Origin of the sequence: Micromonospora sp. NPDC049171, assembly GCF_040648275.1 — a bacterium.
GTDB lineage: Bacteria > Actinomycetota > Actinomycetes > Mycobacteriales > Micromonosporaceae > Micromonospora.
On record NZ_JBEZDJ010000012.1, the window covers coordinates 206,545 to 226,136 of the forward strand.

Genomic DNA, 19,592 nt, shown 5'->3' on the forward strand with positions numbered 1-19,592 from the left:
CGTCAGCGCTTGTCGGCGGCCCGACCGAACCGGGCCGCGCTCGCCCCGTCGGTCTGCACGCTCGCGTCGACGGCGTGGACCACGTCACCGCCCAGCTCGGTGAGCCGGTGCCCGACACCCGCCCAGGCCCGCAGCACGGTCTGCTCGAACCCGCGGTAGTTGCGCTCGAACGCGGCGCCGATGTCGTCGCGACCCCACGGCCGGGCACCGCTGGCGGCCTCGATCGCACCGCCTTCCGTGGCTCGACGGGCCGTCACCGCCTCACCAGCGAGCGCCAGGTCGGCACCGCCGCGGCGGGCCCGGGACGGATCGAGCCAGAGCTGCCCGTCGGTCATGGCTGCCCCGCGCCCCTGCCGAACACGGCATCGGCCCGGCCGAGCAGCGCGGCGTAGTCTCCGGTGCGCAGGAAGTCCGCCGACCCGGAGCCGGCCGGCATGGTCTCGGCGACGAGGTCGCGGGTGGCGTCGGCGGCGGCGGTCGCGGCGGCGCGGACCGTTTCGGTGATCTTCCGGCCGAGCGCCCCGGCGTCCCGCTCGCGGTAGACGGCCGGCGTCAACTCGACGTCGATGAGCTGGCCCTGGGCGCCCACGGTGGCCGTCACCTGGCCGTCGGCCGAGCGTCGGGTCACCCGCAGCTCGGCGAGCCGCGTCTGCAGGCTGTCCAATCCGGACCTGAGCTGCTGGTACTGCCCGTACACGTCGTCGAAGCGGGCCCGTAGCTCGCGATTGGCGCCCCGGTCCACGTGATCGCTCACCGCTGCTCCTCCCGTCACCGTCGGTAGAGCGAAACCATACCGGCCGCCATCGATCCGCGTGGTCCGGTAGTTTCGTTGTGTGATCGACCGACGACAGGCAGAGCAACTCGCGGCCACCTGGGCCCGCCGCGACTCGCAGCGCCTCGGCCACGAGTGCACGGCGATGGTCGACGAGTTCGACCTGGGCTACGTCATCACGTCGGTGGTGCCCACCGAGGCGCGCACGGTCCCCGGTGACCTGCCGACGACCGTCATCGACAAGCAGACCGGCAAGGTCACCACCTGGCCGCGGGTGCCGAGCGATGTGGTCGCGGACCTGTACCGACGCAGTCGACCCGCCGGGCCGACCGCTCCGCGCACCGTCGACCCGTCGAGTCTGCTGGTCCGGGAGATCAATCGGATCGCCACACCGAACACCGCCGCACACCTGACCCTCGAAGGTCGGATCTGGACGGCTCAGGGCACGAAGGCGGATGTGCCGCTCAACCATCATCCGCTGGTCCGCAGCTACCTCGACCAGTTGCCTCCGGGCGACCTGGTCCGCGGGGGCGAAGCCCACGCCGAGCTGATCGTGGTCTCCGACGTGCTGCACGAGTACGACCACCGCCGGGCCGCCGAGGGCATCGCGCCGATGGGTCGGGCGGAGGCGGCGGCACTCCTGGAGGGCGTCCGGTTCGAGATCTTCCGCATCCGTGAGCCGGGTGATCCCGCGGGCGGCCCCGCGGAGTTGCCCTGCGACTCGTGCATCACCTTCCTGGTGCGCGCCAACGTCCTACCGGAGTCCGCCCGGGCGTACACCGAGACCTGGCGTGCGCCGGCGGAGCCCGACCCGGATCCGGGTCGTTTCCCGGCGGAGGTCGCCAACGCGCTGGTCGCGGCCGGTTGGCGACCGCACATCGGCGATCAGATCATGGCCGCCGCGGCCGTGCGGGACGTCACCGCGGTGCGGGGGGCGACCCACCAGCACCCGGTCTTTCCCGCCGCCGTCGAGGCGCTTACCGCGTTTCCCAGCCTGGTCGGTGCCCGACGCGGCCGGGGCGAGCAGGTGTGGATCTCCCGTTTCGACATCCGCCCGCACCTGATCGCGCACACCGCCGACACACTCGCGGACTTCGGGGCAGTGCTCGGCGTCCGGCTCTTCCCGATCGGCACCGAACAACAGGACAGCATCCTGGCGGTGGACGAACGCGGCCGGGTCTTCGCCCTCGACCAGGCCGGCGAGTGGTTCCTCGGCGACACCATCGACGCGGCGCTGACCACGCTGCTGCTCGGCCGCGCCCCCGCCCGGGTCCGCGAGGACGGCACCTGGCAGTCCGACTGAGGCGGGAGCGTCAGCGCAGCACCTCGACCGTGTTGCGGCGGACCAGGTTCTTGCCGGGCTCACGGATCTGGTCCATCGCCGCCGAGTTGAGCAGCACGCAACTGCCCGACGGGCCGGTCACCGTCACCGTGGTCGCCCGGTTGTTGTCCAGGTTGGTCACCCGCAGCCGCGTACCCACCGGGAACTGGCCGCTGGTGGCCGCCGGCGCGCCACCCTCGGCGAAGAAGGTGATCGAGCCGGAGCAGGCCGAGCGGGGGGCCGGGCCCGACGCTCCGGGGGACGCCGCGCCGGGGCGGATCGTGCCGGCGGTCTGCTGCCCGGCCGGCGGCGCGCCCCCGTCCACCCGTTCCACCACGTTGCGGCGGATCACGTTCTTGCCCGGCTCCCGCACCAACTCCATGGCCGCCGCGTTGAGCAGCACACAACTGCCCGACGGGCCGGTCACCGTCACCGTGGCAGCCCGGTTGTTGTCCAGGTTGGTCACTCGCAGCCGCGTACCCACCGGGAAGCGGTCGCTGGTCGCCGCGGGCGCACCACCCTCCGCCGAGAAGGTGACCGAGCCGGAGCAGACCGACGACCGGGTCGGGGCGGTGTCGGCGAAACCGAGGTTGGTCCCCACCGCCACACCCGCCGCGGCGAGCACCGCCACGCTCGCCGCCAGCACGTGCCTGCGCTGCACCCTCATCGCCGTCACTCCCGTCCTCGGTGGTGTCCTGCACCCCCTGGTACGGACGGGAACCGCCTACCGTTCAGCCGGTACGGGCACCGATCGTGCGGCGGCCAGGTCCATCGGCCCGTACCGGGTGTGCGGCGCCCCGGTCATCAGCGCCCAGTAGCGGTCGCCGTACGACCAGTGCCACCACTCGGTCGGGTAGTTCACCATCCCGGCGCCGCCGAGAGCGTCCACCATGATCTGCCGGTGCCGTCGGGCGGTGGCGCCGATCGTGGGTGCGTTGGTGAAACAGGCGTCGGCGCTGTCCTCCGGGGTCGCGTCGATGGCCGTGCCGAGGTCCAACTCCACACCGTCGTCGGTGCACAGCGTCAGGTCGACCGCCCCGCCGGTGCTGTGCGGGGCCACCTCGACCGGCGAGACGAACTTGGTGGTCTCCCGGTGCAGCCGCTGCGGGGACCAGTCCGGGTGCCGTCGGCGCAGCTCGTCCCGGTAGCCGGTGAAGATGGCCAACTGGGCCTGGTACGGCCGGTAACCCTCGACCACCAGCAGGCGCATCCCGGCCGGCAGGGCACGCTGCGCGGCCAGCAGGCGGTCCACGACCGCGGCGCGCAGCCGGGCGTACGCCCCGGCGGGGTCGGCCGCGCGGCCGTCGAGCCGCAGCTCCGGCAGCTCACGCAGGTCCAGCAGGGGGTCGCCGTCGTCGGCGCTGGGCACCGCCGCCACCCGGGGATCGGAGAGCAGGATCATCGGACGGTCCCGGTGGTGATCGCGGTGCGTTCCGCATGCCGGGTACGGGCCAACTCGACGAGACGATCCACCACCTCGCGGTAGCCGACACCGACGGCCGCCCACACCTTCGGATACATCGAGTGCGCGGTGAAACCGGGCATGGTGTTCAACTCGTTGACGTACAGCTCACCTGTCGTCTCGTCGTAGAAGAAGTCGACCCGGGCCAGGCCCCAACCGCCGATCGCGGCGAACGCGCGCAGCGACAGCTCGCGGACCCGCGCGGTGACCTCGTCCGGCAACACGGCGGGGACGATCATCGGATCCGCGGCACCGAAGTACTTCTGCTGGTAGTCGAACCAACCGCCGTCGACCCGCACCTCGCCCACCGCCGACGCCTCCGGGCGCCAGCCACCGAGCACCGCGCACTCCAGCTCGCGGCCGGTGACCCCCTGCTCGACCATGACGAGCTGATCGTGGCGAAGCGCCTCCTCCACGGCGGCGGCCAGGTCGTCGCCCTCGCCGACCCGGGAGATGCCGATCGAGGAACCCATGCTGGCCGGCTTCACGAAGAGCGGCCGGCGCAGCCCGAGGACCAGCTTCTCCGGGTCGTCGGCCGCCCGGTAGGTGTGCGCGTCGAACGCCACGTACGGGGTGACGGGGATGCCCTCGGCGCGCAGCGCCCGCTTCATCGCCACCTTGTTCATGCCCACCGCCGAGGCGAGGATGCCGCACCCGACGTACGGCACGTTCAGGGACTCCAGCAGCCCCTGCACCACGCCGTCCTCGCCGAACGGGCCGTGCAGCACCGGGAAGACCACGTCCAGCTCGGCGTGCACCGCGCCGGGCGCGTTACCCGCGTACACCTGCACGACGCCGGGACGCGGACCGGCCCGCAGCTCGACGGCCGGGCCGGTCACCAGCAGGCGGTCGTCGATGGCCCGCTCGGCGGCCGGCCGGTCGCGCAACTCGGCCAGTAACGCGTCGGGCATCAGCCGCAGTCCGCCGCTGCGGGTGACGCCGATGGCGAGTGTGCGGTAACCGCCGCCGCCGAGCGCCCGAGCCACCCCGAGCGCGGACGCACAGGACACGTCGTGCTCCGCCGACGGCCCACCGAACAGGATTCCGATCCGCGTCGGCGCGCTCACGCCGCCACCTGATCCACAGCCGCCACCTCGGCGGCCGGTTGCGTCAGCAGCCGGGCCACCAGCGCCGCCTCCACGTTCCCGCCGGTCAGCACCACCCCGACCGTTCGCTGCCGGCCGGCTTCGCGGGCGAGCCGGAGCGCACCGGCCAGGCCGGCCGCACCGGACGGCTCGGCGAGCACCTTCAGCTCCGTCAGGATCAGCCGGAACGCCGCCCCGATCTCGTCGTCGTCGACCCGAACGACCCCACGCAGCACGTTACGCACGATCGCGAACGGCAACTCACCCACGCAGGACGGCCGCAGCCCGTCCGCGATCGTCGGCACCGGCGCGACCGGGACACGCTCACCGGCCGCCAGGCTGCGGGCGAGCGAGTCACAACCAACCGGTTCCACGCCGTACACCTCGATGTTCGTGCCGGCGGCGGCCAGGCAGCCGCCCGCGACCCCACCACCCCCACCCACCGGTACGACGAGCGTGTCCAGCGGTGTGCCGGCGCGCTCGGCCTCCTCGATCAGTTCGAGGCTGGCGGTGCCCTGCCCGGCGATGACGTCCGGGTGGTCGTACGCGTCGACCACGGGGTGACCGCTCTCGTCGCTGAGCCCGTTGGCCACCGCCACCCGCTCCGGCACGCTGGTGCCGGCGAACACCACCCGCGCCCCCGCCGCGCGGGCCCGGTCGACCTTCGTCGGTGCCGCGTCGACCGGCAGCACCACCGTCGCCGCGATCCCGTGCCGCCGGGCCGCCAACGCCACCGCCACCGCGTGGTTGCCGGTGCTCTGCGCGATCACCCCGGTGTGACCGGCCGCGACGAGCCGACCGACCGCCCGCAGCGCGCCACGCATCTTGTACGAGCCGCCGTCCTGGAGGTTCTCCGCCTTGAACAGGACTCGCGCCCCGGCCAGTTCGTCGATCACCGGGGACCGCAGCACGGGTGTCCGGACCACGCGGCCGGCGAGCCAGCGGGCGGCCTCCCGCACATCGGCCCGGGTCTGGGCAACGGTGTGTGACATCGGTTCTTCCTTTCGGGCACACCACGGGCCGGGTCCAGCGGTACGCGGACCCGGTAGACGACGGTGCGGTGCTAGGTCACATTGGGTAGTTGGACGTCGACGCGTAGGCCCCCGTGCTCGGCGGGCCGGGCCGCGATGATCCCGTCGTGCGCCTGGGTGATCGAGCGGGCGATGGCCAGACCGAGGCCCGCGCCGCCGCCGTGCGAGGTGCGATCCCGGGCGAGCCGGCGGAACGGCTCGAAGAGACCGGCCACCGCCTCGGCCGGCACGGGCTGACCGGTGTTGACCACGGACAGCGCGGGCACCCCGCTCACCGCGACGGTCAGCGAGCCACCCCGCCGGTTGTACTTGATCCCGTTCTCCACCAGGTTGCTGACCAGGCGCTCCAACAGCACCCGCTCCCCCACCACGACCCGGGGTACGAGATGGGTGTCGATGGTGACCGCGGCCTCCCGGGCGCGGTCCTGGTACCCGGCCAGCACCGACGCGACGAGCGAGTCGAGCCGCTGCGGTATCCGCGAGCGCAGGCCCTGGTCGCTCTCGCTGAGGGCGAGCAGGCCCTCGATCAGCCGCTCGTTGCGCTCGTTGGTCTCCAACAGTTGGCTGGTCAACAGCTCCAACTGCTCACCGGACAACGCCCGAGCCATGCCGACCTCGATGAGCGTCCGCTGCACCGCCAGCGGGGTACGCAGCTCGTGCGAGGCGTTCGCGGCGAACCGTCGCTGCCCCTCGTACCCGGCGGAGACGCGTTCCATCATCTCGTCGATCGACCGGGACAACTGGGCCAACTCGTCGCGCCCCCGAGGTCGGATCCGGTGACCCAGATTCTGCGGGCCGAGGTGCCCGATCGGCCCCGCCAGGTCACGGACCGGGCGCAGGCACCACACCGCGCCGAACCAGAGCGCCACCAGGACCGCCACGCTCACGACCAGCACGGCCACCAGGGGCAACACGAACGCCCCGGAACGCGCCTCGGCGCACGCGCCGCTGAGCCCTGGCACGGGCACGGCGCAGAACTGCTGCCCCCAGGTCCAGGTCACCCCGGCCAGCCATTTGCCCAGCGTCGGCAGCAGTGGCCCGGCCAGCAGGGCCAGCAGGCCCACCAGCAGCACCCGACGTCGGGGCGTCCAGGTCACGGCGTACCGCCGATCCGGTAGCCGGCCTTCGGAACCGTGTGGATGACCGCGGGATCGCCGAGCTTCTTGCGCAGGGTCATCACGGTGACCCGTACCGCGTTGGTGAACGGGTCGGCGAACTCGTCCCAGGCCTGCTCCAGCAACTCCTCGGCGCTGACCACCTTCCCGTCGGCCCGCAGCAGCACGTGCAGCACGGCGAACTCCTTCGGGCTCAGGGCGAGCGGACGGCCGTCCCGCGTCGCCACGTGCCGGCCCACGTCCAGCGTCAGGCCGTCCCGGGCGAGCACCGGCGGCAACGCCGGGGTGGACCGTCGACCCAGCGCCTGCACCCGGGCCACCAACTCGGCGAAGGCGAACGGCTTGGTCAGGTAGTCGTCCGCACCGAGACCGAGACCCTCCACCCGGTCCCGAATGCCGGCCGCCGCGGTGAGCAGCAGCACCCGGGTGCCGACCTGCGAGTCGGCGATGCTGCGGCACACCTCGTCGCCGGTGTGCCCGGGCATGTCCCGGTCCAGCACGGCGACGTCGTACCGGTTCACCCCGATCCGCTCCAGCGCACCGTCGCCGTCGTAGCAGACGTCGACGGCCATCGACAGGCGGCGCAGCCCTTCGGCCACCGTATCCGCCAACAACCGCTCGTCGTCCGCCACCAGCACCCGCACGTCGTCCGCTCCCCCGAGTTCCCCTCTACCCGGCATACCGTGGCAGGCCGGGGTTAAGGGTTCTGTAAGCACCCGTCGCAGCCATCCTCCACGCGCATGTCCAACGGGCAAACCAGCGCAAGCCAGACCCTGCCGGTTTCGTCCCCACCACAAGCCCTCCACCCAATCCGCCCCCAAAACCACCCCGCCAAAACCAACGTGACCTCCACCACACCCCCACCCACACCCCGCCCCGTCCCGCCCCCGCCCCCCGCCCCCCGCCCCCCGCCCCCCGCCCCGTCGATCATGGAGTTGTGGTGGGCGTTGGGCCCCCTATTGCACCCTTTGAGAGGCACCACAACTGCATGATCGACAGGGGGACGGGGGCGTGAGTCGCTCGTGTTGGGTTTGGCTAGGGGGCTAGGAGCGGGATCAGGGTTTTGATGATGTGGGCGGGGCGACGGTAGAGGTCCAGGTCGGTGAAGTGGCGCATTTGCCAGCCATTGGCGGCGAGCCAGTTCATTCGAGAGCGATCGTGCCGGAGTCGGACGCGGTCCAGGTGGGACGAACCGTCGTACTCGACACCGACGCGGTGTTGCCGGTAACCAAGGTCGAGGCGGTAGAGCGGTATCCCGTTTCTGTCTGGGACCCAAAGCTGCGGCTCCGGCGGCGGCAGGCCGCCGTCCATGAGTACCAGCCGGAGTTGGCTCTCCTGCCGGCACTCTGCCCGGGGATCGGCACGGGGCACGAGATCACGCGCCTGACAGACTCCACGCAAACGCCTGTGCCGATCGACCTCGGCCCGAAGCTCCTCGGGCTGGCAGGCACCTACGCGGAGACAAAGGTCCAGCAGCGGTATCACTGCCATCCGGTGCAGGGACCGGGCCAGGTCCACCGCGCACCTGGAGGCGGGCGCACAGGGCACCCCGGCCAGCAGCACCGGGTCGCGCACCGGCAGTACCGCCTCGTGGGTGACGACGCCCCGGATACGCGGGACGTTCTCCCCTGCCGGCACGAGCACGTGCACGTCGGTTGTGCGAGCGTCGCCGAAGCCATGCAGTTGTGCGCCGGTGTGGAAGCCGACGACGGCAGTGGCGGGTAGCCGTCGGAAGATCGCTGGTAGGCGTCCAGCCTGATCGGCCGACGGCGCGTAGATGCCGCGAGACATCCGGTGCAGGCGGGACCGCTCGGCCAGCCTACGCACTTGCTCCCGACTAAGACCGGCGGAAAGTAACTCCGAGTATCGATACGAACGCTCTGCCATGCCGCAGGAATCTGCACCAACAGGTCGCCAACCCTCGACCCCAACCCAGCAACCTGTGGATAACTACAGGCCCTGTGCACAACCCCCGAAGTACCTCCCAAAGTGCTATGCGCACCAGCCCGCCACCTCGGTCGATCATGGAGTTGTGGTGCCGGACAGAAGCCTCAAACCTGCGCTTCCCGGCCACCACAACTCCATGATCGACGCCGCTCAGGGGCGGACGACGCCGCTCAGCGTCGGGGGCGGGGGTGGGTTAGTCGCAGGCGGTGCCGTCGCCGTCGCGGTCCAGGTCGTAGATGTCGTTGCCGACCACCCGGATGGGCCCGCTGACGTAGGCCGGGCCGTTTCCGCTGCCGCCGGCGCAGTCGACGTCGCTGGCGATCGGGACGCAGCCGCTGTAGTTCGGGTCGCAATTCGACGACTGTGGCTTCTTGGTTCCGACAGCGACGACCTCGGTTACCGGCTGCTTCGTAACTGTGGACTTGACCAACTTCCGGCCCGTCTGAACCCCGTCCGTGGTGGTCACCTGGTAGGTCAGCGTTCGCACGCCGTCCACACCCTTGGTGCGGACCACCCGCTTGCCCTCGGCCAGCGATGAATCCTTGATGGTCTGCGCACCGTGCCTGATCACGCTCAGCTCGGTGACAGTCTTCACCCGCACCACCGGCGAGGGCACCGCACCAGACGAGGGCGCCGCACCAGACGAAGGTCCCGCACCAGACGGTCGCGCCACTCCGGACGGGGTCGCAGTACCGGGCGGGACAGGCGTGGCAGACGGGTCGGCGATCGGCGACGCGACCTGCGCCTCGGTCGGCTCGGCGGATGCCGCCACGATGGGTTGCTGCGGCTCCTCAGCAGAGGTGCCGGTACGGGTGCGCTTCGTTTCGTCGGTCAGCGCGCCGACGATGGCACTCCCGGTGCAGCAGAGCAGCAGGAACGAGAGGGCTACCGAGCCGAGGATCACGGCCACTCGACGGCCCGGGCTGGCCCGGCGGAACCAGTCCGGTCGGGGCGCCGGGGCGAACGGCGGCGGGTGCGGCCCAGGGTTCTGCGGTGGTTGCATCGTCACGGCGATGAGTGTCGTCTCAAATACTCGCTGCAATATCCGCCGTCGTGACGATCACCCGCGCCATTCGCTGTCCATGGACGATCGGTGGGCGGCCCTCCGGCGACCAACCGACAACTGCGGCGACCTTGGTGTCGGGCCCGACGGGGCCGATCGTGCGGCTGCACCTGCCATCAGGAGGTGCAAACCTCCACGTACCGGACTCATCTGCAGGGTCCTACAGGCGACGGCCGAGGTCGACGAAGGTTGTGTCGAGATGCCGTCAGCGCACCGGGTTAGCGGCGGCGAGAGCGGAGCGAGGTGAGGGCGGCCAGCAGCAGCGCGATCGCGAACATCGCCGTGCTGATGACGTTCACCTGTGGGGGGATGCCACGCTGGGCGGCGCCCCAGACGTACATCGGGAACGTGACTGTGGTGCCGGCGTTGAAGTTCGTGACGATGAAGTCGTCGAAACTCAGCGAGAAGGCCAGCAGCGCGGCGGCCACGATGCCGGGCAGCACCAGCGGCAGGGTGATCCTCCGGAAGGTCTGCCACTCGTTGGCGTAGAGGTCCATGGCGGCCTCCTCCAGCCGCCGGTCCATTCCGGCCAGCCGTGCCTTCACGGTGACCACCACGAACGACACGCAGAACGTCACGTGTGCGATCACGATGGTCCAGAAGCCCTGTGGCACCCCCGCCGCCACGAAGAGCGCCAGCAGCGACGTGCCCATCACCAGTTCCGGGGTGGCCATCGACAGGAAGATCAGCATGTTGATGCCGGACCGGCCGCGCGGGCGGTGCCGGACCAGCGCGAACGCGAGCAGGGTGCCCAGCACGGTGGCGATCACCGTGGCGAGGAAACCGATCCGTACGCTGCGCAGCACCGCGTCACACATGTCCGAGGTGGCGCAGGGCTGTCGCCAGTTGTCCAGGGTGAACTCGTTGAAGTCGTACGACAGTCGACTCGACGGCCGGTTGAAGGACAGCCCGGCCACCACCAGGATCGGCAGCGCCAGGTAGCCGAGCACCAGCAGCGCCACGATCAGCACCCAGCGGTCGACCAGCCAACGGGTGATCCTCACGGCACCTCCCCCGTGCCGGCCCCGCGCAGGTGACCGAAGACCACCGCGAGGATCGCCGCCAGCAGCAGGAACGACAGCGCGGCGCCCTGCGGGTAGTCCAGCCGGACCAGGAACGCCGAGTCGATCACGTTGCCGATCATGTACTCGTTGGGCGTGCCGAGCAGTTCGGCGTTGATGTAGTCGCCGCTGGCCGGGATGAAGAACAGCAGCATGCCGGCGACCAGGCCGGGCCGGGACAACGGCAGGGTCACCTGGCGGAACGTCTGCGCCCCGCTCGCGTACAGGTCGCCGGCCGCCTCCAGCAAGCGGTGGTCGAGCCGCTCCAGGCTCGCGTACAGCGGCAGCACCAGAAACGGCAGGAAGTTGTACGTCAGGCCGAGCACCACCGCGAACGGCGTGGCCAGCAGCCGGCCGTCCGGTGCGAGCAGGTGCACGTCGCGCAGCAGGCCGACGAGCGCGCCGTTGTCCGACAGGATCGTCTTCCACGCCAACGTGCGGACCAGGAAACTGGTGAACATCGGCGCGACCACGCAGACCAGCAGCAGGTTCTTCCACCGCCCGGCTTTCCGCGCGATCGCGTACGCCAGCGGGTAGCCCAGCAGCAGCGCCAGCACCAGGGCCAGCCCGGCGTAGCCGAACGAGCGCAGAAACTGCGGCCAGTACGCCCGCAGCACGTCCGGGTAGTTGCCGACCGCCCAGCTCATCGCGTAGCCGGTGGACAGCGAGCCGTCGGGGTCGTACAGGCTGGCCGCCGCGAGCTGCGCCAGCGGCACCCCGAAAAAGACGAACAGCCAGGCCACAGCAGGAAAAGCCAGGAGGTACGGCAGAAGCGGGCGCCTCCCGGACCGGGCTGCCGGTGCCGCAGCCGCCGGCGCTGCCTGCCCCGAGCCGCTGGGAGCCGGGCGGGTCACGGCGACGCGCTCACCGGCTCGGCGAGCACCGGCCACGGCCGGTCGGCGTCTGCGGCGCCCCGGGGCAGCAGGAACGCGTGCCGCGGGTGCCAGTACGCAACGGCCGCACCGCCGAGGGCGACAGGCGTCGACGTCGCGCTGTTCGCCACGAACACCGTCAGCTCGCCGCCCCAGTCGGTACGCAGCAGATACTGCGTGCTGACCCCCACGTAGGAGGCGTCGCTGACCACCCCGGTGACGTGTTGATGCCCCACGGGCACCTGGTCGGCGGAGCCGACCAGAGTCAGCTTCTCGGGGCGTACCCCCAGGTGGACCGGACCGCGGTCGGACCGTGCCCGGCCGGCGGGCACCGAGAAGCGCGTGCCGTGCGCCGTCACCGCGACGTCGCCGCCGCTGGCGCCGGTGGCCTCGCCGGCGAGCAGGTTGGACTGGCCGAGGAAGCTCGCCACGAACGCGGTGGCGGGGAACTCGTAGAGGTCGGCCGGCGCGCCCTGCTGCTCGATCCGACCCGCGTTCAGCACCGCGACGGTGTCGGCCATGGTCAGGGCCTCCTCCTGGTCGTGGGTGACGTGTACGAAGGTGATGCCGACCTCGGCCTGGATGCGCTTCAGCTCGATCTGCATCTGCCGGCGCAGCTTCAGGTCGAGAGCGCCGAGGGGCTCGTCGAGCAGCAGCACCTGCGGCCGGTTGACCAGGGCGCGGGCCAGCGCGACCCGTTGCTGCTGGCCGCCGGAGAGCTGGGCCGGTCGGCGCTTGCCGTAGCCATCGAGCTGCACCAGCGACAGCATCCGGTGCACCTCGCCGTCCACCGAGCGGAGGCCGCGTCGACGCAGCCCGAAGGCCACGTTCTCGAAGACGGTGAGGTGCGGAAAGAGGGCGTAGCTCTGGAACACGGTGTTGACCGGTCGCCGGTACGGTCGCAGCCGGGTGACGTCGCCGTCTCCGAGCAGCACCTGGCCGCTTGTCGGCTCCTCCAGGCCGGCGATCATCCGCAGCGTGGTGGTCTTGCCGCAGCCGGACGGGCCGAGCAGCGCGAAGAACGAGCCCTGCCCGACGGTCAGGTTGACGCCGTCGACGGCGGTGACACTGCCGAACCGCTTGGTGAGGTTGGCCAGGCGCAGATCGCCGCCGGGTGCCTCGCGCGCCATCCCCGTCACGCCCCGATGACCTGCTGGAACTTACTCTCGTACTCCTGCTCCTGCTTGGTGTCCAGGACCATGAACGTCGTGGCCTTCGACAGCAGCGCGTCGTCGGGGAAGATCAGCGGGTTGACGGCCAACTCGCTGTCGATCTTCTCCATCTCGGCCTGCGCGCCCTTGACCGGGCAGATGTAGTTGACGTAGGCGGCGAGCCTCGCGGCGACGGCCGGCTCGTAGTAGTAGTTGATGAGCTGCTCGGCGTTCGCCTTGTGGGTGGCCCGGATCGGCACCATCATGTTGTCGCTGTAGAGCACCACGCCGGAGTCGGGCGCGACGAACCGCACCTTCTCGTTCGCGCCGGAGAGTTGGATGACATCCCCGGACCAGCCGATGCACGCGGCGATGTCGCCCTTGGCCAGGTCGGGTGCGTAGTCGTTGCCGGTGAACCTGCGGATCTGCCCGGAGTCGACGGCCCTCTTGAGCTTGGTGAGCGCGTCGTCGAACTGGGCCGTGGTGAAGTTGGCCGGGTCGTGCCCGTTGGACTGCATCAACAGGCCCATCGTGTCGCGCATCTCGCTGAGCGCCGACACCCGGCCCTTCAGGTCGGGGCGGGTCAGCAGCTCGTCGACGGTACGCAGTTCCCCGGTGACGTCACCGTTGTACGCCAACCCGGCGAGGCCGGCCTGCCACGGGACGGAGAGCCGGCTGTCGGTGTCGAAGGAGTGGTTGACCAGCGACGGCAGCAGGTTGGCCCGCACGTTCGGCATCTTCGCGGGGTCGAGCTGCTGGATCCAGCCGAGCCGGCTCATCCGGGCCGCCATCCAGTCGGTCAGCACGATGATGTCCCGGTCGGTGCTCTGGCAGGCGGCGAGCTGGTGCTGCACCTTGCCGAAGAACTCGTTGTTTTCGTTGATGTCCTCGGTGTAGGTGACCTGGATGCCGGTCTTCCGCCCGAACTCGTCCAGGCTGGGTCGCTTGGACTCGTCCGCGTCGTCCACGTCCAGGTACTGCGGCCAGTTGGAGAACGCCAGCTTCTTCTCGGTGCCGGAGCGGTCCTCGCTGACGCAGCCGGCCTCGGTCTGCTGCGCGCCCTCGGTGCCGCAGCCGGCAAGGCCGCCGCCCAGGGCGCCGCCCCCGGCGGCGAGCAGGGCGGCCGAGCCGAGAGTGCCGCTGAGTAGTCCACGCCGGGAGACGGGCCGGAGGGGAACACGCATCAGTTTTCCTCAGGGTCGGCGCCGTGGACGACTGACACGATGACAAACCTGCGGCAGGAGAGGAGCATCGGGGCCGGCCCGTCACTGCCCGTGCAGGATTCGACCACGCTCAGCTTGGTCCACTCGCGTTTCCGGAAGTCGGGGTGTCCTGGGCGCTGCGACACCGCGCTTTGCAGGAACCCGAGTGGATCAGCGGCCGGTGGATCAGCGGTCAGCGTCAGCGGTCGGACCGACGGACCTCGTCGACGAAGGACGACCAGGCGGCCGGCGCGAAGGTCAGGGTGCCACCGTCGCGGTCCTTGCTGTCGCGCACCAGCACCCGACCGGGCAGGTTGTCGGCCACCTCCACGCAGGCACCGCCGTTGTTGCTGCTGCGGGTCGCGGTGCGCCAACGGGCGTCGGTCATGTCCATGTCGTGGCCACTTCCCTGATCAGCTCGATCGACTGACGTTGGGGTAACGCCTCACCGGCAACGCTCTCCCACCTGCGTCCCAGGTTAGCGATATCGACGGGATCGGTCACGACCTGACCGCGGAGCTGGTTGTCGAGATACGCCAATTCCGTCCCGTCGGGCAGGCGACCCAGCACGAAGGGGCCGGCCAGACCGGTGTGCCACGGGTTCTCCGCCGGGATGACCCGCACCTGCACGTGCTCCCACTCCGCGACCGCCGCCAGGTGGGCCAACTGCCCGGACATCACGGCGCGGTCACCGACCAGCCGGCGTAGCACCACCTCGTCGATCACCGTCACGAGTTGTGGCGGGGCGGCTCGGCCGAGGACCGCCTGCCGTTCGAGGCGGCCCGCGACGATCAGGTCCACCTCGGACGGTGGGAGCAGCCCGCCGGTGCCCAGCACCGCGCGAGCGTACCCCTCGGTCTGGAGCAGGCCCGGCACGAGCAGCGGCTCATACCAGCGAATGCCGGTGGCGTCCTGTTCAAGCTCGGCCCACTGCCGGAACCACGGCAGGTCACGGCGCCGGAACGGCTCCGGCCAGAGGTCGGCCGCGTCCCGACGCAGCACCTGGGCCACCGCGACCCGGGTACGGGAGTGCGGGATGCGCCCCGCGGCGAGCCACCGCGCGGCCGTCTTGGGGTCGACGCGAACCTTCTCCGCCAGCGATTCGGCCGTCTCCCCCGCCTCGGCCATCGCCACCCGCAACGCCTCGTTCGCCACCGGATCCTCCTGCCCGCCAGGTATGCACGCTGCGGCGCATGCTAGTGACGGTGAGTGGCGATGTCTGCGGCCTACCGGCGTGTGGCGGTCAGACGTGTCAACACGTCCCCCAGGCACCCCCAAAACGCCCCCAAAGTGCCCCTCCCCCAGCGGGCCCCCCACACCCGGCCGCACCAGCGCGTTGATCATGGAGTTATAGCGCCGACACGCCGGGCGGGATGGCAATAACCCCATGATCAACAGGGCCATGAGGGAGGGGGCGGGGGGAGGGGGGCCGAGGGCCGGGGGGGTTAGTGGTTGGGGGGGATTACTCGGAGGTGGCCTCGGCGGCCGGTTTGGTGGGGGTGGTCGTGGTGGTTCTGGTCGGGGTCTGGGGGGCGGGGGGCCGGGCGGGCGGCCTCGCGGACCGCCTCGGCGAGCGCGACCAGGTCGTCCGTGGTGGGCGGCGGTGGCTCGAACTCACCCTCGTGCCGGACCACGTCCCAGCCGCGCGGTGCCGTCAGGCTACGGGCGTGCGGCTCACACAGGTCGTACGTGTGCGGCTCGGCGAACGCCGCCAGTGGCCCCACCACCGCTGTCGACTCGTTGTAGACATAGGTCAATGTGGCGACCGCTTGCCGGGGGCAGCCGTTACGGGAGCAGCGCCGTGGTGACCTCACGGGCGCAGGGTATCTCCATTACCGGGTCCGGCGCATCGCTTCGCGTTGCGACACGCCCGTAGCGGTGATCACAGTTCGCCGTCCGTGGCGCGCCGCGCCACGGGAGCGGCGGTGCCGCTGACCAGCCCGGCGCGGGCGCTACCCTTTGCCTCATGACGAGCCCGGAACACCGCCGCCCCGGCCCTGGCCGGCGCGTGCACCGTGACCGGCACGGTCGCGGCCTGCGCGGGCGGCTGGTGCCGGCCACCGTGCCGCTGGCGCGGACCAAGGCCGAGGTCTTCGACGACCTGGTGCTGGACACCGTGGAGACGCTGGAGCGTCGGTTCGCCAAGGAGTTGGCCGGGGTCGAGTTCGCGGTCGAGGACGTGCCACCGGACCTGAACGTCTACGACTCCGACGTGTTGGAGGACGGCGAGGTCCCGTTGGCCCGACTGCTGCCCGGTCGTCCGGGCCGCCAGGAGGTGCCGCCGCGGATCGTGTTGTACCGACGGCCTCTGGAGTTCCGGGCGATGGACCGTGAGGACCTCGCCGATCTCGTGCATGACGTGATCATCGAACAGGTGGCGAACCTGCTCGGCGTCGACCCCGACGAGCTGGCCTGAGCAGTCCCCGACAGCTCAAACCGAACCGACAGCCACACCGCACCACCAGTTCAGCTCGAACCGCAGCCCTCGACGAGCCGGGCCGAACGAACCCCCGGTCGGGCAGCCTGTGCCGGGCGAGTCGGACGGCCCCCACCGCCCCGACCTCGCACCGCTCAGGCGGCCCGCCGCTTCAACTTGCGCCGCTCCCGCTCGGAGAGCCCACCCCAGATGCCGAATCGCTCGTCGTGACCGAGAGCGTATTCGAGGCATTCGGTCTTGACCTCACACCGCGAGCAGATCCGCTTCGCCTCGCGGGTTGAGCCGCCCTTCTCGGGGAAGAACGCTTCGGGGTCGGTCTGCGAGCACAGCGCTCGCTCCTGCCACTCCGGCGCGTTTCCGAGCAGGTCGGCCACCTCAAGCTGGCCGTCCATCAAATGCCTCCTTGTCGCGCACCGGCGTCATCGCCGCTGCAACCCCCCACGCGAAAGGCGTGCTTGTCCGTCCGGTCCCGTTTTGTTGCGTTCCGTGCGAACAACCCCATTCAAATTACACGCGTGTAATGCGTGCGCCGTCAAGCCAAACTTGATAATGGAGTCGCCCTCCCGACACCCCCGGACGGCCACTGGGGCCGTCCAGCCTCGCAACCTGCCCTATCGATTCAGACCCCGGCCGAGTAACGCCCTCTCCGGCGAGTTGCCCGACTTTTCTGCTGTGGCGCTCCCCCGGCAGGTCGTCGCCAGGGCCGCCCCAGACACCCGCACCCCCCCAAGCTGATCTTGGTGGGGGACAGGTTAACGCGGCGCGGCGCAGACTGCCCGTCAAGCTGGGCACAGCGCGTGCGCCCCGTCCACAATGTGGACGGGGCGCGACGTGAAAAGCGGTGTGGAAGGGTCAGCCGGCGACCCCGAAACCGCTGCTGGGCCACACGAACTCGGCTATCCCTCCACCGTGGACAGAAACTCTGCCGACGGGCGTGTTCGCGTCCCACCAGACGGTATAAATTCCGCCGGGCAGATCCGGGTAGACCGCACTGTGGAACGAGCCGTCCCGCACCCGGCGCTCCCGCACCGCGGAGTGCACTCGCCGATCATCGTCCCGGCTGATCTCGATCTCCCGGCCATGCAGATCCCGGCCGGTGTAGACGATCAGGGCGCCGGTGTCGCCGCCGAGATCGAGGACGACGGTCCCGGTCTCCGACGGCCCGTACGCGTGCTCGTGCATCCGCTGCGCCCCCACTCAGGCCGCCGGCGGGTTGTTGAACCCGTCGTACGGCGTACCCAGGTAGGGGAAGTTCCCGAGGAACGGCGCGGTCACGTCGGCGGCGCTCAGGCCGGGAGTGACAGCGGCGGCCGCCGCGTCGGGGCGGAACGTCTTGTCCACGAGCGGCACGGTCACCCCGGCGATCGCCCGCAGCGCGATGCTGACCACGTCGTCGCCGACCCGCCGCCCGTTCGGGAACCCGGCCAGGTCGCCACCGAGCACCCCGAACCGGTCCGGCTTGGCCGTCGGCGGGATCGCCGTGTTCAGTCGCAGCATGTCGGCCTGCACGTCGCCGGTGGTGTTGGTGAAGCCGTCGATCAAACCGGCCGGTATGCCGGTGAGCAGGATCGCCACCAGATCCGCGCGGGCCTTCTTGGCCTTGGTGAGCTTGTCCAGGTTGGGAAAGACGTCCGGGTAGAGCGCCGGCAGCAACGCGGCCAGCTCCGGTTGCTCCACGAACCGCGCGAACCGCTTGTCCTCCGACGGCGGCAGCGAATTCCACAGGTCCTTCTTGGACATCGGCACGATGACCTCGTTGAACAGCGGATTACCCAGCCGGGAGACCTGCGTGAACGGGCCGGTCGCGGTGTCCGCACCACCCCGGTCGCCGAGCACCCGCACCTGCCGGCGCGACGCCGACGTCCACACCCCGAGCACCGACGCCCGGTCGCCGGCGCCGTACCGGCTGGCGCGTCGGCGCACCTGCTTCAGTGGCACCTGCACGGCGATGCTGTGCACGTTCATCCGGTCGGTGGCGTTGACCGGCTCCCCCTCGGCCTTGAAGATCTTCTTTCCGGCGACGTGCAGCTGCTGGAACGGCCGCAACGTGCCGAGGTCGAAGATCGCCCCCAGGTCGACGAAGAAGCCGTCGGCGCGCTGCCCGGCGAAGACCCGTTCCCCGGTGGAGAGCGAGTAGGTCGCCTGCCGGACGAGGTCCGCGTACTTCGGAGTGGACAGCGGGCCGACGTTGCACGGCGGGCAGGGCAGCTTGTGTGCCAACCGGTGCTCCCGGCCGTCGGCCACCCGGGTCAGGCTGTAGAACTGCCGCCGGTTCCAGTTCTTGCTGTCCAGCGACTCGATCGTGCCGGTGTTGTAGAGAAAGCTGTTCGGATTGGTGATCTCGGTGGTGAATTCGAACCGGTAGGTGACATCCGGACGACCGTCGCCGTCGTTGTCGATATGGATCTCGTAACGGACGTCGTCACCGAACTCGAAGAAGTTCGGGCCCCCGGAGGGCAACTGCAACGGCACGTAGTTGGCGATCAACGTCACCGTGTCGGGCTTGTCGGGGCTGACGAACGCGTACAGGTCGGAGCTGTCGGCGACCGGATCCTTGGCTATCTCCGGGGCCTCACGGTGGGAAGACATGGCGGACCAACCTCACTGGGCGGGGACAGGATGGCAGTGCGGGATGTCGGGTCAGCGCCGGGCGGCGCGCCGCAGCCGGTCCGCCAGGCCGCGGTCACGTACCTCGATCCGCGCCTCACCGACGAAGACGTCCATCGTTCCGGATTCGGCGTCACGCAGGTGCACGACGATCGGTTCGTCGGCTCGGCCGGCCGCGCCGGGGGCGTTCTGCGCGGCTGACAGGCCCGGCACGGTGAGCGCGGCGGCACCGAGAGTGGCGCTCGCCGCTGCGGTCAACGTCTGCCGGCGGGTCAGTCGCGGCCACTGCCGCTTCCGCTGATCACTGGTCATGGGCAACCTTTCCGGCTGCGGCGCGCACGCGCCCGCGGGGGACGGACGGGTCCGGCACCGTCCAACGACGCCACCGGGCCCCTGAAGGGGACACCGGCGGCGATCCTCGCCGCGACCGCCGCCGGCACCGCGTGGTACGGCCGGCGGCGGGGAA

The 19,592-nt window shown here is 70.8% G+C and carries 23 protein-coding genes; 2 read left to right on the forward strand and 21 right to left on the reverse strand.

Translation table 11 applies throughout. The annotated features are described in order from the left end of the window. Nucleotides 1-2 precede the first annotated feature (2 nt). Nucleotides 3-335, reverse strand: a complete 333-nt coding sequence (locus tag AB0B14_RS17550) for a hypothetical protein (protein WP_357071706.1) — start codon at nucleotides 333-335, stop codon at nucleotides 3-5. Further along, a complete protein-coding gene (locus AB0B14_RS17555; protein WP_357071703.1) occupies nucleotides 332-754 on the reverse strand; it encodes a YbaB/EbfC family nucleoid-associated protein in 423 nt (140 codons plus the stop codon). Before AB0B14_RS17555 ends, AB0B14_RS17550 begins: the two co-directional genes overlap by 4 nt. Nucleotides 755-833: 79 nt before the next feature. On the opposite strand from AB0B14_RS17555, the gene AB0B14_RS17560 reads away from it, so the two are divergent. Further along, entirely contained in the window at nucleotides 834-2,075 is a 1,242-nt protein-coding gene (locus AB0B14_RS17560; RefSeq protein ID WP_357522997.1) for an SUKH-3 domain-containing protein, read from the forward strand. Between the two features lie 10 nt (nucleotides 2,076-2,085). On the opposite strand, the gene AB0B14_RS17565 is transcribed toward AB0B14_RS17560, so the two are convergent. The 15 genes from AB0B14_RS17565 to AB0B14_RS17635 form a co-directional block, all read right to left on the reverse strand. Beyond that, nucleotides 2,086-2,760 carry a hypothetical protein gene (locus AB0B14_RS17565; protein ID WP_357522998.1) on the reverse strand — a complete coding sequence of 225 codons (675 nt, stop codon included), beginning with the start codon at nucleotides 2,758-2,760 and terminating at the stop codon, nucleotides 2,086-2,088. 57 nt (nucleotides 2,761-2,817) lie between these two features. Further along, complete coding sequence (locus tag AB0B14_RS17570) at nucleotides 2,818-3,495, reverse strand: M15 family metallopeptidase (protein WP_357522999.1); 678 nt, start codon at nucleotides 3,493-3,495, stop codon at nucleotides 2,818-2,820. Then, a complete protein-coding gene (locus tag AB0B14_RS17575) occupies nucleotides 3,492-4,622 on the reverse strand; it encodes a D-alanine--D-alanine ligase family protein (RefSeq protein ID WP_357071691.1) in 1,131 nt (376 codons plus the stop codon). The genes AB0B14_RS17570 and AB0B14_RS17575 overlap by 4 nt, the downstream gene beginning before the upstream one ends. Continuing rightward, the gene (locus AB0B14_RS17580) at nucleotides 4,619-5,632 is read right to left on the reverse strand and encodes a pyridoxal-phosphate dependent enzyme (protein ID WP_357523000.1); all 1,014 of its coding nucleotides are present in this window, start codon (nucleotides 5,630-5,632) and stop codon (nucleotides 4,619-4,621) included. Before AB0B14_RS17580 ends, AB0B14_RS17575 begins: the two co-directional genes overlap by 4 nt. Before the next feature lie 71 nt (nucleotides 5,633-5,703). Further along, nucleotides 5,704-6,768, reverse strand: coding sequence for a HAMP domain-containing sensor histidine kinase (locus AB0B14_RS17585; protein WP_357523001.1), 1,065 nt, complete (start codon nucleotides 6,766-6,768; stop codon nucleotides 5,704-5,706). Beyond that, nucleotides 6,765-7,430 carry a response regulator transcription factor gene (locus AB0B14_RS17590; RefSeq protein ID WP_357523002.1) on the reverse strand — a complete coding sequence of 222 codons (666 nt, stop codon included), beginning with the start codon at nucleotides 7,428-7,430 and terminating at the stop codon, nucleotides 6,765-6,767. Before AB0B14_RS17590 ends, AB0B14_RS17585 begins: the two co-directional genes overlap by 4 nt. Before the next feature lie 391 nt (nucleotides 7,431-7,821). Continuing rightward, nucleotides 7,822-8,577, reverse strand: coding sequence for a DUF559 domain-containing protein (locus AB0B14_RS17595; RefSeq protein WP_357523003.1), 756 nt, complete (start codon nucleotides 8,575-8,577; stop codon nucleotides 7,822-7,824). Between the two features lie 349 nt (nucleotides 8,578-8,926). Continuing rightward, the gene (locus AB0B14_RS17600; protein WP_357523012.1) at nucleotides 8,927-9,736 is read right to left on the reverse strand and encodes a G5 domain-containing protein; all 810 of its coding nucleotides are present in this window, start codon (nucleotides 9,734-9,736) and stop codon (nucleotides 8,927-8,929) included. Nucleotides 9,737-10,014: 278 nt separating this feature from the next. Further along, entirely contained in the window at nucleotides 10,015-10,800 is a 786-nt protein-coding gene (locus AB0B14_RS17605) for an ABC transporter permease (RefSeq protein ID WP_357523004.1), read from the reverse strand. Continuing rightward, complete coding sequence (locus tag AB0B14_RS17610; protein ID WP_357523005.1) at nucleotides 10,797-11,600, reverse strand: ABC transporter permease; 804 nt, start codon at nucleotides 11,598-11,600, stop codon at nucleotides 10,797-10,799. The genes AB0B14_RS17605 and AB0B14_RS17610 overlap by 4 nt, the downstream gene beginning before the upstream one ends. 107 nt (nucleotides 11,601-11,707) lie before the next feature. Then, nucleotides 11,708-12,859 (reverse strand): ABC transporter ATP-binding protein, encoded by a 1,152-nt coding sequence (locus AB0B14_RS17615; protein ID WP_357523013.1) that lies wholly within the window; start codon nucleotides 12,857-12,859, stop codon nucleotides 11,708-11,710. A gap of 5 nt (nucleotides 12,860-12,864) precedes the next feature. After that, entirely contained in the window at nucleotides 12,865-14,064 is a 1,200-nt protein-coding gene (locus tag AB0B14_RS17620) for a spermidine/putrescine ABC transporter substrate-binding protein (RefSeq protein WP_357071670.1), read from the reverse strand. 217 nt (nucleotides 14,065-14,281) lie between these two features. After that, nucleotides 14,282-14,476 (reverse strand): DUF397 domain-containing protein, encoded by a 195-nt coding sequence (locus AB0B14_RS17625; protein WP_357071667.1) that lies wholly within the window; start codon nucleotides 14,474-14,476, stop codon nucleotides 14,282-14,284. Beyond that, nucleotides 14,467-15,210, reverse strand: a complete 744-nt coding sequence (locus AB0B14_RS17630) for a Scr1 family TA system antitoxin-like transcriptional regulator (protein WP_357523014.1) — start codon at nucleotides 15,208-15,210, stop codon at nucleotides 14,467-14,469. The genes AB0B14_RS17625 and AB0B14_RS17630 overlap by 10 nt, the downstream gene beginning before the upstream one ends. 317 nt (nucleotides 15,211-15,527) lie before the next feature. Continuing rightward, nucleotides 15,528-15,896, reverse strand: coding sequence for a DUF3499 domain-containing protein (locus tag AB0B14_RS17635; protein WP_357071658.1), 369 nt, complete (start codon nucleotides 15,894-15,896; stop codon nucleotides 15,528-15,530). Between the two features lie 152 nt (nucleotides 15,897-16,048). Here AB0B14_RS17635 and AB0B14_RS17640 point away from each other — a divergent pair, with 152 nt between their 5' ends. Beyond that, complete coding sequence (locus AB0B14_RS17640) at nucleotides 16,049-16,498, forward strand: metallopeptidase family protein (RefSeq protein ID WP_110562108.1); 450 nt, start codon at nucleotides 16,049-16,051, stop codon at nucleotides 16,496-16,498. A gap of 155 nt (nucleotides 16,499-16,653) precedes the next feature. Here AB0B14_RS17640 and AB0B14_RS17645 read toward each other — a convergent pair whose 3' ends face one another. The 4 genes from AB0B14_RS17645 to AB0B14_RS17660 all read right to left on the reverse strand — a co-directional run bounded on the left by AB0B14_RS17645 (nucleotide 16,654) and on the right by AB0B14_RS17660 (nucleotide 19,438). After that, nucleotides 16,654-16,911: a WhiB family transcriptional regulator gene (locus AB0B14_RS17645; RefSeq protein WP_007455784.1), complete on the reverse strand. Its 258-nt coding sequence runs from the start codon at nucleotides 16,909-16,911 to the stop codon at nucleotides 16,654-16,656. A gap of 460 nt (nucleotides 16,912-17,371) precedes the next feature. Next, the gene (locus AB0B14_RS17650) at nucleotides 17,372-17,701 is read right to left on the reverse strand and encodes a phospholipase (protein WP_357071655.1); all 330 of its coding nucleotides are present in this window, start codon (nucleotides 17,699-17,701) and stop codon (nucleotides 17,372-17,374) included. 15 nt (nucleotides 17,702-17,716) lie between these two features. Further along, on the reverse strand, nucleotides 17,717-19,108 hold the full coding sequence (locus AB0B14_RS17655; RefSeq protein WP_357071652.1) for a DUF4331 domain-containing protein: 1,392 nt from the start codon (nucleotides 19,106-19,108) through the stop codon (nucleotides 17,717-17,719). A 51-nt stretch (nucleotides 19,109-19,159) separates the two neighbouring features. Continuing rightward, the gene (locus tag AB0B14_RS17660; protein ID WP_357071649.1) at nucleotides 19,160-19,438 is read right to left on the reverse strand and encodes a hypothetical protein; all 279 of its coding nucleotides are present in this window, start codon (nucleotides 19,436-19,438) and stop codon (nucleotides 19,160-19,162) included. Between the last annotated feature and the right edge of the window lie 154 nt (nucleotides 19,439-19,592).